The organism is Metabacillus sp. SLBN-84 (genome assembly GCF_053629595.1).
This window is the reverse complement of sequence record NZ_JBRJIP010000001.1, coordinates 1,747,389-1,762,890: the sequence shown is the minus strand read 5'-3', so window position 1 is coordinate 1,762,890 and position 15,502 is coordinate 1,747,389. Positions and strand designations below refer to the sequence as shown.

Sequence of the window (15,502 nt, the reverse complement as noted above, 5' to 3'; positions counted from 1 at the left end):
TATTATCTTCTGGAATCGCTCTCTATTTCTCCGTGGCCTGTCTGAATAAGCGCTTTGCCCCTGATTTTAATGGCAGATGTGTGTTCTGTAAATTGCGCAATCATTACTTCGCCTTTATCAAGTTTTTCAGAATGATGAAAGCGGGTATCCGACCCCCGCGTAAGCCCGATTACGTTTACTCCGTCTTCGATTGCTTTAATCACAAGGAAATCATTTGTATTTTCTTTCAAGCAGGTTCACCCCCGTTTTTATGTAGTTGCTTATTCTTTTATAAATGAAAGAACTTCTGCTCTGGCAGCAGCATCATTTGTAAAGACGCCTCTGACAGCTGATGTGATCGTTTTGCTCCCCGGCTTTTTGACGCCTCTCATTGTCATGCACATATGTTCTGCTTCGACGACAACCATAACGCCGTGCGGCTCAAGGGAATCGACGATGCTTTCCGCAATAGTTGACGTGATTCTCTCCTGCAGCTGAGGTCTTCTGCAAACGGCTTCAACTGCTCTTGCAAGCTTGCTCAGACCGGTTACTTTTCCGCCTTTGGGTATGTATGCGATATGCGCTTTTCCGAAGAAAGGGACGAGATGATGCTCGCACATGGAGTGAAAAGGGATATCTTTTACTAAAACGAGTTCTTCATGATCCTCTCCGAACACGGTTTTAAAATGTTCCTTTGGATCCTCGTTAAGTCCTGAAAATACTTCCGAGTACATTTTTGCGACTCGTTTCGGAGTATCAAGCAGCCCTTCGCGGTTAGGATCCTCACCTATTGCTTCAAGGATCAGCCTGACCGCCTCTTCAATCTGCTGTGTGTTGATTTGCCCCATACTTTTCCTCCCGGTAACAAGTTATTTGATACAGATTCTAGCACAGGTGAAAGATTAAAAGCAAAGAATGATGCACGTTTGCTCTGTCAGCATAAACTTTCTGCAGGCTTCTTCATCTTTCTCAGCACAAAGGAAAAGCCCCTATAAAAGGGGCTGTCCATTTGTTGTGTATGTATTTTATGCATCATACACGGGTAAGAGCACATTATTTACCGGCTACAGCATCTTTAAGAGCTTTACCTGGTTTGAACGCAGGCACTTTGCTTGCTGCGATTTCGATCTCTTCTCCAGTTTGAGGGTTGCGTCCTTTACGAGCCGCGCGCTCACGTACTTCGAAGTTACCAAAACCGATCAATTGTACTTTATCACCGTTTTTAAGTGCATCCAAAAGTGTATCGAAAACAGCATCAACCGCTTTCGTTGCATCTTTCTTAGACAGTTCGCTAGCTTCTGCTACCGCGTTGATTAGTTCTGTTTTATTCATGCCTTTCACCTCCTCCCAAAGTTTGTTGTCAGATTCAGCATAAATCCATTCTGTTAAATTCATTTCTTCACAGATTCTGCGAAATCTATACATGATAGAAACGCATTTTACTGTGAACACGCTAATCTTATCCGATTAACGCCTGAAATTCAATGTTTTTCCGCATGAATAGTGGGTTTCCAGGAAGATTGCACCAATGCAGAAAATAATTTCTGATAGTAGATTAACACATCAGGTTTCGCTAAGCAAGGAGAAACCTCAAGAAAACCTTTATAAATCAGGCATTGAGGCCACCCCAGGCGAACGTGCATTCTTGCCGGGACTCTATTTTACAAAAAAATGATAGGAGAAGCAAATACTATTTTAAAATATGTAATAACATACGCCGAACATGATTGCATATAAGGGGGTACGAAAGCGAATATTTTACTGAAATACATTTTTGTAACCACTTTGTCATCTGGCTGAAAACTATTATTAAAGACAAAAAGACAGCCACCGAAAGTGGCCGTCATTTTGGGAATGCTTATAGAATAATCGCGATTAATCCGCCTGATCCCTCGTTAATAATGCGTTCAAGCGTCTCTTTCAGTTTGTATCTTGCATTCTCAGGCATGAGTGACAGCTTTGCCTGGATGCCTTCTCTAACGATAGAGCTCAGGCTGCGTCCGAAGATATCAGAGTTCCAGATCGACAGCGGATTGTCTTCGAAGTCCTGCATCAAGTACCGGACTAATTCCTCACTCTGCTTCTCTGTACCGATAATCGGCGCAAATTCAGACTCAACATCCACCTTAATCATATGGATGGAAGGGGCAACTGCTTTCAGGCGCACTCCAAACCTTGCACCCTGCCTGATGATTTCAGGCTCATCAAGGCTCATGTCGCTGAGAGCCGGTGCAGCTATGCCGTAGCCGGTCTGTTTTACCATTCTGAGAGCATCTGCGACTTGATCGTATTCAGCTTTTGCATAGGCAAAATCCTGCATGAGCTGAAGGAGATGATCCTTCCCTCTTATCTCAACACCGACGACTTCTTTTAGAATCTGATCATATAAATCATCCGGAGCATAGAGGTCAATTTCAGCAATTCCCTGACCCATCTCAATTCCGGCAAGGCTTGCGCGGTCGATAAAGTCGTATTCACTGAAATAGCCGACGACTCTGTCCACATCTCTCAGTCTTTTAATATCCTGAACGGTATCTTTTACAGCCTCCTGGTAGCTTTCGCGCAGCCAGTGGTTGTCGCGCAGAACCATTACCCAGCTCGGGAGATTAACATTCACCTCAAGCACAGGGAATTCATAAAGCGCTTCGCGGAGAACGTTCATGACATCTGTTTCGCGGATGCTCTCCACACTCATGGCCAGCACAGGAATATCATACTTCTCACTGAGCTGTCTCCGGAGCGTTTCCGACTCAGGATGATACGGCTGGACCGTGTTGATGATCATAATGAACGGTTTGCCTACTTCTTTCAGCTCTTCAATCACACGTTCTTCTGCTTCTACATAATCTCTTCTTGGAATCTCTCCGATTGAACCGTCTGTTGTAATAACGACGCCAATTGTGGAGTGCTCCTGAATCACTTTTCTTGTTCCGATTTCAGCTGCTTCATGAAACGGAATCGGTTCTTCGTACCAAGGCGTATTGATCATTCTCGGGCCGTTTTCATCTTCATATCCTTTTGCTCCGGGAACCGTGTACCCGACACAGTCCACCAGTCTGATATTAACGTCAAGCCCCTCTTCAACATGGATCGAAACCGCTTGATTAGGGACAAATTTAGGCTCTGTTGTCATGATGGTTTTGCCTGCAGCACTTTGCGGCAGCTCATCCTGCGCGCGTGCCCGGTCTGACTCGTTATCAATATTCGGAAGCACAACCTGCTCCATGAATTTTTTGATAAATGTAGATTTGCCTGTTCTTACTGCTCCTACTACTCCAAGATAAATATCGCCGCCTGTGCGCTCTGCGATATCTTTGAAAATATCTACCTTTTCCAAGTGATCCCCTCCCGATCATAGGCTTCTTGGGTTATTGACCGTCTGCTTTTTCGTGTTTAGGACACTATATATTTATGACGTTGTCCTATTTCTTTATGACAGTGATCTGAAATTTTTTTCTTGGTTCATTTTATGAACAGGTTTTTTTATAAATGAAAAACCCTTCTTTCAGAGTTTATTTCCCGAAAGAAGGGTTCATGACTTAATTATTCAAAAAGACAGGTTCATTTTTTTCATTAACTGTATAAGGCAATGAAAAAGCAGGAACAAATGGAGAGTCGTTCACAAGGACATTCCGGATATCTTCTCCAGCTTTGTATTCTTCCTTGCCTTCGTTCAGCTTTTTGTACAGGTCAATCCGGTAATCAGCATATACTTCGCCTTTATTGTCAATCACAAACGGCAGTGACTCTCCTGAGTAAGGGCTGACAGCTTGAGGTGCTTCTTTGTAGCCGAGTTTCTTATAATCCAGAGTGAACACGTTTTCAGCGACTACATCCTTATATGGAGGATATCCGTTTGAAGCTTTATACACATTCAGCCTTGTTTTAATATCACGGATCGTCTCTGACATTCTGAGATCAATCAGCTTAACAGTCGGATTGTCCTCTACATCAACAAGCACATACACGTACACGCCGCCGTTTTCATAAGAAGTTCCCGGCGGTTCAGCCATATATTTGGGAGCAATCTGGCTGAAGTCTACAGGGTATTTTTGATAGACTGGCGTTGTCATATCACGCGTTTTGATGGGAAGAAGGCCTCCTGAATCTTCTCTGAACCTGTCGACTGAATTCTGCACGGCTGCAATCTGATCCTCATATGGGACCTGATTCTGATTCAGCTGCTCCTCAGGGTAAAGACAGCCGGATAATAGCATAAGCATGGTAAAAACGGTTGCAAAAATAACAGGCTTTTTCATGAAAATCTTCCTTTATGTAGTGAATTCCTTATTCATTGACGGGTCCGCTGAACACAACAAAAAAGATCAGAAGTCCTGCAAGAATCATAAAAAAGTAGGCGATTGCGGCAAATGCGCCCTTTAAAAACCCTTTCATTTTAAATCTGCTTAAATAGATTGCGAGAATGGCGATAAACATAAATCCCATCGATGCAAGCGCAATCCACATTTTCATTAACGCTGGACTCATTTCTTGTTTTACCTCCCTATCGTTTCGAACATATTATAGCATATATTTCAAAAAGCGGAATTGTCTGGTTCAAAGGCAATTGCTTCACCAGGATACATTCAGCCTTCAAACTATTCAGAACGCAAAAAAACCGAAGTAAAGAGGGGGCAGCTCTACTTCGGTCATGCGTTTGCACCTGACTAATCGGTACCCATTGTTTAGAACAACTCATGATTTACTACGATGCATTTTATGCGAATATCAGAGCATTTGCATCCTCTAATGCCTAATTTCACTGAGAAATTCGCCAAAAAGGATACGTAAGTATACAGTTCAATGCTTTCATGTTTCACGTAATTGCACCTAGTGGTCCGTTTTCATGAGGTTGATGAATAGGCTTCACAAACTCAAGGTATAGTATGCAGCCCCAAACCCATGTGCCACAAGGTCAGCAGCGATTTTCGCTGATATTCACAAGATCTTCCATTTCATGTGTTTTCACTCTCGCCATCAGCGAGTCCACAGCGTCCTTCACTTCTTTCCCGTTAAAAAGAACGGCATAGAGCGCTTCTGTGATCGGCATTTTCACATCAAATTTTTGAGCCAGCTGGTAAGCCGCTTTTGTTGTGCGCACGCCTTCTACGACCATGCCCATGTTTTCAAGAACATCTTCAAGCTTCTGGCCTTTGCCGAGCAGATTCCCCGCTCTCCAGTTTCTCGAATGAACGCTTGTGCATGTTACAATCAGATCCCCGATCCCTGTCAGTCCTGAAAACGTAAGAGGATTGCCTCCCATGATGCTTCCGAGGCGGGCGATCTCAGCAAGCCCTCTTGTGATAAGAGCCGCTTTTGCGTTATCCCCATATCCAAGTCCGTCTGTAATGCCTGCTGCAAGAGCAATAATATTTTTAAGCGCACCGCCGATTTCCACCCCTATGACATCAGGGTTCGTGTACACTCTGAAATGCTGGTTCATAAACAGGTCCTGTACAAGCTCGGCAGCTGCAAGGTTATCAGATGAAGATGTAACAGTCGTCGGCTGCCTTAGCCCGACTTCTTCAGCATGGCTTGGCCCGGACAGAACGACGACGTCCTGAAGGAGATCTTCAGGAACTTCTTCTTTAATAATCTCAGAAATGCGCAGAAGACTGTCAGGCTCTATTCCTTTGCTTACGTGAACGATTGTCAGCTTATGGCTGATTACTTTGATGACATCCTGAAGAACTTCCCGTATGGCTTTTGTAGGAACGGCGAGAACGGCAATCTGCACATCCTGAAGGGTTTCTCTTAAATCAGTGCAGCCCTTGATGTTATTTGAAAGCTCTATATCAGGTAGATACTTTTGATTTTTATGCGTTTCATTAATTTCCTGAATTAACTCCTTGCGGTGACCCCATAATCTTACATCGTGCTGATTGTCTGCGAGAACAAGGCTTAGAGCAGTGCCCCAGCTTCCCGCGCCAAGAACGGCAATTCGCTGCATCTTCATTCACCTCTATTATTTTCTGGCCCGTGTAAAGATCTTGATCGGTGTGCCTTCAAATCCAAATGCATCCCTGATGCGGTTCTGAAGGAAGCGCTCATAAGAAAAATGCATCAATTCGGGTTCATTGACAAAAATAGCAAACGCAGGCGGCTTGACCGCAACCTGAGTAGCGTAGTAAATTTTCAGTCGCTTGCCTTTATCTGTCGGCGCCGGGTTCATGGCGACTGCATCCATGATGACATCGTTCAATACAGTGGTCTGAACGCGCAGAGCGTGGTTTTCACTTGCACGCACAATTTGCGGAAGCAGTGTATGAATGCGGCGTGTTGTTTTCGCCGAAAGAAAAACAATCGGAGCATAATCAAGGAACTGGAAGTGATCTCTGATCTTCACTTCAAAGTCCTTCATCGTTTTTTCATCTTTCTCAACAGCATCCCATTTGTTTACTACAATGACAACGGCACGGCCTGCTTCATGAGCATAGCCCGCAATGCGCTTATCCTGCTCGATAATGCCCTCTTCTCCGTCTATGACGACAAGAACGACATCCGAGCGGTCAATGGCCTTAAGGGCGCGAAGCACGCTGTATTTTTCCGTTGATTCATATACTTTCCCTTTTTTCCTCATTCCAGCTGTGTCGATGATTACGAAGTCCTGTCCTTCGTAGCGGTAGCTTGTATCGACCGCATCACGCGTAGTGCCGGCAATGTTGCTGACGATAACACGCTCTTCACCAAGCAGGGCATTGACAAGGGAAGACTTCCCGACATTCGGGCGCCCGATAAGGGAAAACTTAATTGTTTCCTCATCATATTCTTCTGTAACAAGGTTTTTGAAATGCTCTGCCACGGCATCAAGCAAATCACCCAGGCCCAGGCCGTGAGATCCTGAGATCGGAAACGGCTCGCCGAATCCAAGCGCATAAAAGTCATAAACACTCGCTCTCATATCAGGGTTATCAACTTTGTTTACAGCAAGAACGACAGGTTTTTTGCTGCGGTAAAGAATTTTTGCGACTTCTTCATCTGCAGCTGTAACACCTTCGCGGCCGTTCGTCATAAAGATGATGACGTCAGCTTCATCAATCGCGATTTCAGCCTGCTGGCGGATCTGTGCCAGAAACGGTTCGTCGCCAATGTCAATACCGCCTGTATCAATCACATTAAACTGGTAGTTCAGCCATTCTCCTGAACTGTAAATTCTGTCACGTGTTACTCCTGGGATGTCTTCAACGATAGATACACGTTCTCCGACAATCCGGTTAAAAATCGTTGATTTGCCGACGTTCGGGCGTCCAACAATTGCAATTACGGGTTTAGCCATAGCGATCTTTCCTTTCAGCTTACAATTTACGTATTTATGTTAAACAGGCAGCATCAGTCTCATTTTCTGTACAATAAGCTTTTTCAAAAAACTCAGGCTGTACATTGCAGCCTTTCTGACCATGATAACAAGACTCGGGGAAGAGCCTTCATGAAAGAAACCCTTCTCTTTTAGGAAGGGCTTAACTTTTATATATTAGCAGAGATTAGCATGTTGTACAACTCAATGCTTGACAATTATGTAAAGATCCTCGCCGATTCCATGGGCAATGCCATCCAGGATGGCTTCAAGATTCTTTGCGAAAAAATCCATTTCTTCTTTGTCTTTCACAATAAAGACAGCCGTCCCTCCTGCTACCTTCGCCGGGTTGGTCGTCACTGCAGCGAGTATATACTTTTCAAGAGCTGTGTTCACTTGACCGACCTGCCTTCATTATTTGCTTTTGACTCACTTGGCATGCGAATGGCATTCTCAAGGGTAGGTACCTCGCCAATGACGGTTTTTGCAAGCTCTCTGTCTCCGCCCTGCGGAAGGACAAAAACGCCAAGACGGCCGTCATCAAGGTCTCTTTTCGCCAGCGGAACAAGTGAAGGCTCTCCGGAATCGCGATGGACGCCGAGGGCTGTAGACACATCATGAAGGATTGCCTGCCTCTGACCCAGATTGGCAATTGTATTTCGGGCGTTGTAATTTTTTGGAGTCAGCACAAAGCCCATGCCGTATTTTAAGACAGCTTCCTGTTTGTCTGGAACCCCGATGTTCATAATATAAATATTATCTACATAAAGTCCGGCCCCTTCAAAGTGAGGCGCTACATATGCAATGTCCACAATGTCTTTAAGCTTGCTTCCTGCCATCAGTTTTTTTGAGACGAGCAGACAAACCACTCCAGCTGCAATTGCTGCCCATACATTGAGCACTATGTAGAAAAGCGTTACAAGAAGAGATGTAAAAATCACAAGATAATTCCGGCTTTCAAATGCGACGGCAATTCCTTCAATATAAGTAGCACCGCGCGGCACAAGTTCATAGCCGTCAAGCTCTGTTAATGTATTTCGCTCCATGTTTCTTACTTCCCTGAACTGTGAAGCTGCAAGGGTTAAAAACGTGATGGCGGTAAATTCTTCTTCCATGATTGCCGGAATCGCAATTGTGCCAAGACCGGCTGCTATGACTCCAAGCGCCACATGAATGATTTTTCCGTGAAGATAGGTGGGATACTGCCTGTAATCAGTCCGAAGCATATACAGTCTTGTAAAAACACCAAATGCTACACCAAAAATGATTGGTAACGTATATTCATTCATCCTATGCCTGCTTCCCCCTTGCTGCTTTCTGCAGAGTTTGATTCAAGGCAGCCATTGCCGCTTCCACGTATGTCCACGCGCAGACAGCCAGCAGACTGACAGCCGCCATATTCATGTAGTCATAGGATCCAATGGCAAGGCCGCTGTAAAACCTGCTTAAGATCCCAAAGAACAGGACATCTCCATGAGCCATTGCCACAAATAAGAAGCCTAAACGTTCATGGATACTTTTCCCAAGATAAATCGCTAATATACTTATAAGACCGGTCACGACATAAAACCTGTCCACCGCAAACCAGACCGGATCAAACAGTTCCACTAAGTGAACAGCTGCATAAGCCGCAGACATCGTCATCACTGACAAAAAAGAATAGAGCTTTCTAGGTGACTTCGATATAAGATAATACCCCGACAGTAAGGTCAGAACGAACGGCACACTGACCGTAAATGGAGCGACCTGTGCAGTCATTTCTCCTGTTATGATGAATGTCAGCATCAAAAATGAAAGAAAGGTGCGATTTGCAGATTTTTTCATAAAAAACACCGCTATGATCCATGCTCCCCACAAAATCCAATAGTAAAATACGTTCTCCACTCTTCTCACTCCTATTTCTACCAGTATGGCTGCATTCTTAATTCTTTAATCCAAAATACCGGCAAAAATTTTGCTGATGAAGCAAGCGGCATTGAGTCATACTAAGCCATAAAAGGAGGGAAAAACATGGGACGCGACAGACAGGAAAAGAAACTGAAGCAAAGCAGACGAGTGGAATCTGACAGAGATCAATCGTTAACTTATAAAGGCGCTACATCACTTGAAAGTCCGGAAGAATCGAGAGCTCGGAATAAATAATCTTCAAAAACGCAAAAAATCCGCATCTCTGCTTAGAGATGCGGATTACTTTATTTCCTGATCATTCGATTGCTCCATGCTTTTGTATCTACATTCCGTTCGGAAAGGTAATGGTGGGTAAACCCGGATATAATGACCGGCGCTTCCTGTAGCTGTTTGACGCTTTCAGCACCAAGGGCAGCCATGATCATTCTCAATTCTTCCTGAACATTTTTAATTTCATGAACGAGTGCTTCATAGCCGTCTTCAATCAGGATCTTTAAAAAGAAGCCTGCCATGCCGGCTCCAGAGGCACCGAGAGCGACAGCTTTAGCGATATCCATCGCATCCTGAATGCCTCCTGAACCAATGATGGAAACACCTTTCACAGATGACGCAATCTCTGCGATTGACGCCGCCGTTGGAATGCCCCAATCATTAAAGCTTTCAAGAAGCCTGCTTCTCCGCTCATTTTCGATTCTGGCAAAGTTCGTTCCGCCATAGCCGCCAACATCAATGGCTTTAACACCTGCATCCGCAAGTCTTGAAGCTGCCTCACGGTTTATGCCGAAGCCCACTTCTTTTACGAAGACGGGTACATCCACAGCATCTGCAATAGCAGCGATGCGGGTTAAAGCCCCTGAAAAGTCACGGTCTCCTTCTGGCATCACAAGTTCCTGGACAACGTTAAGATGGATTTGAAGAGCATTTGCTTCTATCATGTCAATCGCTGTTTTTGCCTGGTCAGGCGTTGCCTCGCTGCCTAGGTTGGCAAACAGGATGCCTTTTTGGTTCACCTTGCGGACAATTTCATAAGATTCCCGCTCAGAAGGATTCCTTATCGCCGACATTTGCGATCCGACTGCAACCGGTATCCTGCATTCAGCAGCTGCAGATGATAATGCTTCATTGATCTTAACTGTTTCAGAACCGCCTCCGCCTGTCATCGCATTGATAAAAATTGGCGAACTTAAGACAAGTCCGCCAATTTCAGTATGCATATCAATGTGATGAACAGCTGTATCAGGCAAGCTTTGATGAAGAAACAGGATATCGCTGAATCCATTATCACGTTTTTGCCCTGTTTTTAAAGCATGTTGAATATGGTCAATCTTTCGCTTAGCTCTGCTCACAGTCATCACCGTTTACTTTTTTAGTTTGTTTAATTGATCACCGATCATTTCACCAAGCTGGAAGCCGGATGATTCTTCCTTTGCCTGATAATTGCGGTAGTCTTCTTCGTCCGCTTTTTCAGGTTCCTCAAGCTCCCGGATGCTGAGGGAAATGCGCTGTTCGTTCTCGTTGACATCAAGCACTTTGACCTGAACGCTCTCGTTTTCAGACAGCACTTCATGAGGTGTGCCGATGTGCTTGTTTGAGATCTGGGAGATATGGACAAGGCCTTCTACCCCAGGAAGAATTTCAACGAAAGCTCCAAAAGAAACAAGACGTTTTACTGTACCCTCAACAACGTCTCCCGCTTTCACCTGGCTTGTGATATTTTCCCAAGGTCCCGGCAGGGTTTCTTTGATGGAAAGAGAAATCCGCTCGTTGTCACGGTCGACAGACAGGACTTTAACTTGGACCTTCTGCCCTTCTTCAACAACTTCAGAAGGCTTGTCAACGTGATTATGCGAAAGCTGTGAAATGTGAACAAGGCCGTCAATTCCGCCGATATCAACGAAAGCACCGAAATCAGTCAGGCGCTGAACAGTGCCTTCCAGCACTTCTCCCGCTTTGATCATGTCAAGGCGCTGCTGTTTTTTCTCACCCTGCTCTTTTTCTACGACCGCACGGTGAGACAGAATGACGCGGTTTTTCTCACGGTCAATTTCAACGACCATAAGAGAAAGCGTTTTGCCTCTGTAATCAGAAAAATCTTCAACAAAATGTGATTCCACTAAAGACGCCGGTATGAATCCTCTGACGCCGAGGTCTACAACAAGACCGCCTTTGACAACGTCTTTCACTTCCGCGTCAAACACTTCTTTTGATTCAAATTTAGCCTGAAGCTGATCCCAGGCAAGATCTGCATCTATCGCTCTTTTTGAAAGGATGAGGGCTTCATCCTCGACTTTTGTTACTTTCAGCTGCAATTCCTCATTTTCACTTACAACATCGGAAGCTTTTTCAACGTGCAGACTGGACAATTCACTGATTGGAATTATGCCTGTATGCTTTACGCCGTCAATTTCAACAATTACCTGTTTGTCTTCTACTTTGGTAACGATCCCTTTCAGGACATCACCGACTTCCGGTGTTTTTACTTCTACATCATTCATGTCTTCAACCATTCCAATTACCTCCTTGGTCACAACCCACGACTTAGTTGGATATGTATGAAATCACTTTTTAGAATAAAGTGAAAATACTCTTTTTACTAACTTCTAATAAATGCTACATTTTGTCAAGTAGTTAGACTCTTAAGATTGATGTTTTTCGAGCAATTCAGCAATTTTCGACATAATCAGTTCTGTAGCCTCATCTGCGGACGTTTTCTTCTCACGGAGCGGAGCAAAATCGATCGGAGGACCGAAATAAACCCTTACTTTCTGAAAAGGCTTGTAGGTGCCGATAATGGCACACGGGACAATGCTGGCGTCTGATTTCAGCGCAAAGAAACCTGCTCCGGCCAGTCCTTTTCCAAGCTTGCCGTCCTTGCTCCGCGTTCCTTCCGGAAACAGGCCGAGCACTCCGCCGTCTTTCAGGACATTCAGCCCTTTCCTGATGGCTTCCCTGTCGCTCATTCCTCTTTTAACTGGAAAAGAGCCGACTTTCCTAACTATACCCCCAAGAACCGGCACCTGAAACAATTCTTCTTTTGCCATAAAATGCACCTGTCTCGGCGCGCAGATTCCAACGGTTGGGGGATCAAGATTGTCAATATGGTTTGAACAGAGAAGGACAGCGCCGTCTTTTGGAAAGTGTTCTTTCCCGTGAATTTCAATCCTGTAAAGCGGAAAAAAAACCGACGCGACAACACCCTTGGCAAATTGATAAAAACTCATCCGCATCAAAGCCTCTCTTGGACAATTTTTTTGATTTCATCTACAACTCCCTGAATTGAGAGAGAGGTAGTATCGATTTCTACTGCATCCTCTGCTTTTTTCAGCGGAGCTACTTCTCTTTCTGAATCAAGCTTGTCTCTTCTTTCGATTTCAAGTTCGAGCTGCGCAAGATCCGAGGTGAAGCCTTTAGAAAGATTTTCTTCATGCCTTCTTTTTGCGCGCTCTGTAACAGAAGCGCGAAGGAAAATTTTCACTTCCGCATTCGGCAGCACGTGCGTCCCGATATCCCTGCCGTCCATGACAACTCTTCCGTTTTTAGCCATATCCTGCTGGCGTTTCACCATTTCTTCGCGCACAGATGCATGCTTGGCCGCAATGGATACAGAATTAGTCACTTCATGTGAACGGATTTGCTCTGTGACATTTTCCCCATTCACATATACAAGCTGGCCACTTTCACTTGGAACTAGTTCAATATGTGCATCTGAAAGAATTTCTTTAACAGCTGCTTCATCTTCAAGGTCTTCATTTTTCATAAGAACCTTATATGTGAGTGCTCTGTACATAGCTCCCGTATCAATATATAAATATGAATAATCTTCTGCCAAAATTTTCGCAACTGTACTTTTGCCCGCAGCAGCAGGGCCGTCAATTGCAATAGAAATAGTACGTTCCATAGTTCCTCCTCGGGTAGTTTGCCAGATTCTGAGCTTAAGCCGATCTGGCAGGCTTTTTAGAACAAACAAAAAAGAATGCAGGTTTACTTGTCCTGCACACTGGATTGTTTGAACGTTTCAAGCCATTCGCTGATTGTCAGTTTGTTTACACCTTCATATTGTACCACACGCGAGATGTGAGGCTGCAAACCAGGATTTGTCAGGGCAGCCTGCGCGCATAGGAGCAATATCAGATGGATCATGATTAATTTAAAGAGTATTCTCTCTGCCCGTTTCATCTGCTTATCAAACTCCGTTTTTACCATTAGTATGGTGCAGGAGCACGGGTCTTATTCGGCTGCGGCATTCTTTTTCTTCAAAAGAAGCTCCTGGTCGAAGCAATACTGCAGCAGCTGTTTCCGGTCAGTTTCTGTCAGGTCAGTAAATTCCAGGGCCGCTATTCCGGATTTGCCGGCATTTTTTACCTTCGCCTGAACTTTCGCGTATTGGATACTGCCGTTTTGGAAATGGAGAGAAAGCCACATCCATACTTGATCATTTTCATTAAGCCCAGCATTTGCAGGCACCTTCACGGCGGCTCCGCCTGCACTTAAATCCACGGTTGAACCTGTAAAAGGCTTAAAAGCATCAGATACAGAGTGAATAGCGGCATCGGCATCTGTTTCAACTCTTACATATTCTCGTCTTTGCACTTTTGTAAAGTCATTCTGTTCAGGAAGAGTAAAAGCAAGCATAGGAATCGTTTCTTTTTTTCTGTGAAGCAGAACAGACTGAAACAAATACGCCTGCCCATGCTGAGAAAAAAAGGCGTTTATTTCTGTTCCATTTAAAAGAAAGGACGTTTTGCCTGTTTGATCGTTAATCGGATAATCGGTATATAAGACCCGGTCCTTTAGATCGACTACCCGGCATCTTAATCTTGCCGTATCCCCGCCCTGCACTTCAATATACAGTGTATCTCCAATTGCCAGCACATGATCACACTCTTTCATTCTCTCTTCTTTTATTAAATCATGTAATAAAAAAAAGGAAAAGCCTTATTCTGCTTTTCCTTCTGAAAAAAGTTCTCCTAAATTTCCTGATAAATCGGTTCGGAGTTATCCAGTTTTTCAACCTTTTCTTCTGAACCATCTTCAGCGTTCACAAAGATCCGGTACGTGTCATTCTCCATCGTTCCCAAAAACTCATAGCAGAGAACTTCTTCACCAAGCTCATTTGTGATGATGGCGAGTCTGTCTTCCTGAATCATCAGGTTCGGATTCACAAAGCCTTTAGCCTGCTCTGTGCTTAGCTTTGCCTTTGGAATGTCTCGTTTTCTGTGAGAGGCAAGATAATCCCTTGCGGAAAAACCGATTACTTTGCCGTCATCAAGCGCCACTTTCATGCGGATTGCATCCGGGTACAGCCTTACGTTTTCATAGACGGAAACAAAGGAAAAGATTCCGATGTTCTCAAACTGTGCGCTTTCGTAAAGAATAAGATCTGAAAAACCCTGATCTTTCAAAAATTTGGCCGCATTATTTGATGCCTCATTGAGGCTGATTTTCGGTTCTGCGACTTGGCGGTTCTGAAGGAGCCAGATAGGATATCCGCCTTTTTTCGTGATATCAAGATAGATCTCCGATTTCTTATTAGGGTCATTGACCGATACACTGTAAAATTCAAGGGGAGATCCTTTTCCGTTTGGAGTAACTTTCATATCTCCCGTAGAGCCGGGAACAAATTTTTCGACAATTCCCGGAACTTCTTTTTCAGTAATGACTTTACCTTTTAAATGATTAAAGCCTTCCTCTTCTTTTTTTACCGAAGTAAAAGATGGGTCAAAGTCTGTGCTTGAGTACGCATTCACATTTTTTTCAACCGTTTTGAATCCGTTAATAATCGTGTTATCCTGCTTTTCTTCGCCTGCAGCAAGTGCCAGCTCTACATCCATCCAGCGCAGATTATTATCAATAACCATATGCTGAACGTTCCGCAGCTCTTTTTGAATATCTTCTGATTTCGCATACAGCTGCTTTAAAGTTGCGTATTCCTGATCTGAAAGCGGTTCTTTGTCAAGGTCTCTGACAGCTGTGCGGTAGCTGAAGTCAGAAATGCTTGCCAGAAATTCTTCTGTTTTATTGAACGGCAGCAGAGTCAGCGGAAGCTGGCCAACGTCTGAATGTGCTTCTGATGTGATTCTCCAGACTTCAACAAGACCGGGAGAAAGTGACTTTCTTGAATTCATGGCAAGAGTTGCGCCGATTTTATCATGCAGCTGATCCACTTGATAGGTCAGGTCATGGAAAGCCCTCTGATAATTGTTTTCTGCATGTATCAGCACGGCATTTTTCTCCTGATGCTCTTTATAACCCCAATAAGCCGTTCCGACGACACCAATTGTAAGTATTGCGATCAAAATCCCTCTGATCATTTTGTTCACC

At 44.3% G+C, this 15,502-nt stretch carries 19 protein-coding genes; 1 reads left to right on the top strand and 18 read right to left on the bottom strand.

From position 1 onward, the window contains the following. Nucleotides 1–2 precede the first annotated feature (2 nt). From mtrB to RKD52_RS08880, 11 genes are all read right to left on the bottom strand, one after another. On the bottom strand, nucleotides 3–230 hold the full coding sequence (gene mtrB, locus RKD52_RS08930) for a trp RNA-binding attenuation protein MtrB (protein WP_342826604.1): 228 nt from the start codon (nucleotides 228–230) through the stop codon (nucleotides 3–5). A gap of 30 nt (nucleotides 231–260) precedes the next feature. After that, nucleotides 261–827 (bottom strand): GTP cyclohydrolase I FolE, encoded by a 567-nt coding sequence (gene folE, locus RKD52_RS08925; protein ID WP_454099432.1) that lies wholly within the window; start codon nucleotides 825–827, stop codon nucleotides 261–263. A gap of 205 nt (nucleotides 828–1,032) precedes the next feature. After that, nucleotides 1,033–1,311, bottom strand: coding sequence for a non-specific DNA-binding protein Hbs (hbs, locus tag RKD52_RS08920; protein ID WP_029280242.1), 279 nt, complete (start codon nucleotides 1,309–1,311; stop codon nucleotides 1,033–1,035). A 526-nt stretch (nucleotides 1,312–1,837) separates the two neighbouring features. Continuing rightward, nucleotides 1,838–3,316, bottom strand: a complete 1,479-nt coding sequence (gene spoIVA, locus RKD52_RS08915; protein ID WP_029280240.1) for a stage IV sporulation protein A — start codon at nucleotides 3,314–3,316, stop codon at nucleotides 1,838–1,840. Nucleotides 3,317–3,518: 202 nt separating this feature from the next. Then, the gene (locus tag RKD52_RS08910; RefSeq protein WP_454099431.1) at nucleotides 3,519–4,238 is read right to left on the bottom strand and encodes a hypothetical protein; all 720 of its coding nucleotides are present in this window, start codon (nucleotides 4,236–4,238) and stop codon (nucleotides 3,519–3,521) included. Nucleotides 4,239–4,266: 28 nt separating this feature from the next. Then, nucleotides 4,267–4,467, bottom strand: a complete 201-nt coding sequence (locus RKD52_RS08905; protein ID WP_203287659.1) for a DUF2768 domain-containing protein — start codon at nucleotides 4,465–4,467, stop codon at nucleotides 4,267–4,269. Between the two features lie 427 nt (nucleotides 4,468–4,894). Beyond that, nucleotides 4,895–5,929, bottom strand: a complete 1,035-nt coding sequence (locus RKD52_RS08900) for an NAD(P)H-dependent glycerol-3-phosphate dehydrogenase (protein WP_454101175.1) — start codon at nucleotides 5,927–5,929, stop codon at nucleotides 4,895–4,897. A 15-nt stretch (nucleotides 5,930–5,944) separates the two neighbouring features. Next, on the bottom strand, nucleotides 5,945–7,255 hold the full coding sequence (der, locus tag RKD52_RS08895; protein WP_369733771.1) for a ribosome biogenesis GTPase Der: 1,311 nt from the start codon (nucleotides 7,253–7,255) through the stop codon (nucleotides 5,945–5,947). A gap of 222 nt (nucleotides 7,256–7,477) precedes the next feature. Next, a complete protein-coding gene (locus tag RKD52_RS08890) occupies nucleotides 7,478–7,669 on the bottom strand; it encodes a capping complex subunit for YIEGIA (protein WP_029280230.1) in 192 nt (63 codons plus the stop codon). Continuing rightward, nucleotides 7,666–8,562, bottom strand: a complete 897-nt coding sequence (locus RKD52_RS08885; protein ID WP_454099430.1) for a YIEGIA family protein — start codon at nucleotides 8,560–8,562, stop codon at nucleotides 7,666–7,668. The genes RKD52_RS08890 and RKD52_RS08885 overlap by 4 nt, the downstream gene beginning before the upstream one ends. A gap of 1 nt (nucleotide 8,563) precedes the next feature. Then, nucleotides 8,564–9,157 (bottom strand): YphA family membrane protein, encoded by a 594-nt coding sequence (locus tag RKD52_RS08880; protein WP_454099429.1) that lies wholly within the window; start codon nucleotides 9,155–9,157, stop codon nucleotides 8,564–8,566. 126 nt (nucleotides 9,158–9,283) lie between these two features. Between RKD52_RS08880 and RKD52_RS08875 the strand changes: the two genes are divergently transcribed. Further along, nucleotides 9,284–9,415, top strand: a complete 132-nt coding sequence (locus RKD52_RS08875; protein ID WP_369733774.1) for a YpzI family protein — start codon at nucleotides 9,284–9,286, stop codon at nucleotides 9,413–9,415. 50 nt (nucleotides 9,416–9,465) lie between these two features. Here RKD52_RS08875 and fni read toward each other — a convergent pair whose 3' ends face one another. The 7 genes from fni to ypeB all read right to left on the bottom strand — a co-directional run bounded on the left by fni (nucleotide 9,466) and on the right by ypeB (nucleotide 15,492). Then, nucleotides 9,466–10,527, bottom strand: a complete 1,062-nt coding sequence (gene fni, locus RKD52_RS08870; RefSeq protein WP_454099428.1) for a type 2 isopentenyl-diphosphate Delta-isomerase — start codon at nucleotides 10,525–10,527, stop codon at nucleotides 9,466–9,468. Nucleotides 10,528–10,539: 12 nt separating this feature from the next. Continuing rightward, complete coding sequence (gene rpsA, locus RKD52_RS08865; RefSeq protein WP_029280223.1) at nucleotides 10,540–11,688, bottom strand: 30S ribosomal protein S1; 1,149 nt, start codon at nucleotides 11,686–11,688, stop codon at nucleotides 10,540–10,542. Between the two features lie 129 nt (nucleotides 11,689–11,817). After that, the gene (locus RKD52_RS08860) at nucleotides 11,818–12,402 is read right to left on the bottom strand and encodes a lysophospholipid acyltransferase family protein (protein ID WP_369733776.1); all 585 of its coding nucleotides are present in this window, start codon (nucleotides 12,400–12,402) and stop codon (nucleotides 11,818–11,820) included. A gap of 5 nt (nucleotides 12,403–12,407) precedes the next feature. Next, nucleotides 12,408–13,079 carry a (d)CMP kinase gene (gene cmk / locus RKD52_RS08855; RefSeq protein WP_454099427.1) on the bottom strand — a complete coding sequence of 224 codons (672 nt, stop codon included), beginning with the start codon at nucleotides 13,077–13,079 and terminating at the stop codon, nucleotides 12,408–12,410. Between the two features lie 83 nt (nucleotides 13,080–13,162). Then, nucleotides 13,163–13,357: a DUF5359 family protein gene (locus RKD52_RS08850; protein ID WP_029280217.1), complete on the bottom strand. Its 195-nt coding sequence runs from the start codon at nucleotides 13,355–13,357 to the stop codon at nucleotides 13,163–13,165. 51 nt (nucleotides 13,358–13,408) lie between these two features. Continuing rightward, the gene (locus RKD52_RS08845; protein ID WP_454099426.1) at nucleotides 13,409–14,053 is read right to left on the bottom strand and encodes a flagellar brake protein; all 645 of its coding nucleotides are present in this window, start codon (nucleotides 14,051–14,053) and stop codon (nucleotides 13,409–13,411) included. 95 nt (nucleotides 14,054–14,148) lie between these two features. After that, on the bottom strand, nucleotides 14,149–15,492 hold the full coding sequence (ypeB, locus tag RKD52_RS08840) for a germination protein YpeB (RefSeq protein WP_454099425.1): 1,344 nt from the start codon (nucleotides 15,490–15,492) through the stop codon (nucleotides 14,149–14,151). Nucleotides 15,493–15,502: the final 10 nt, after the last annotated feature.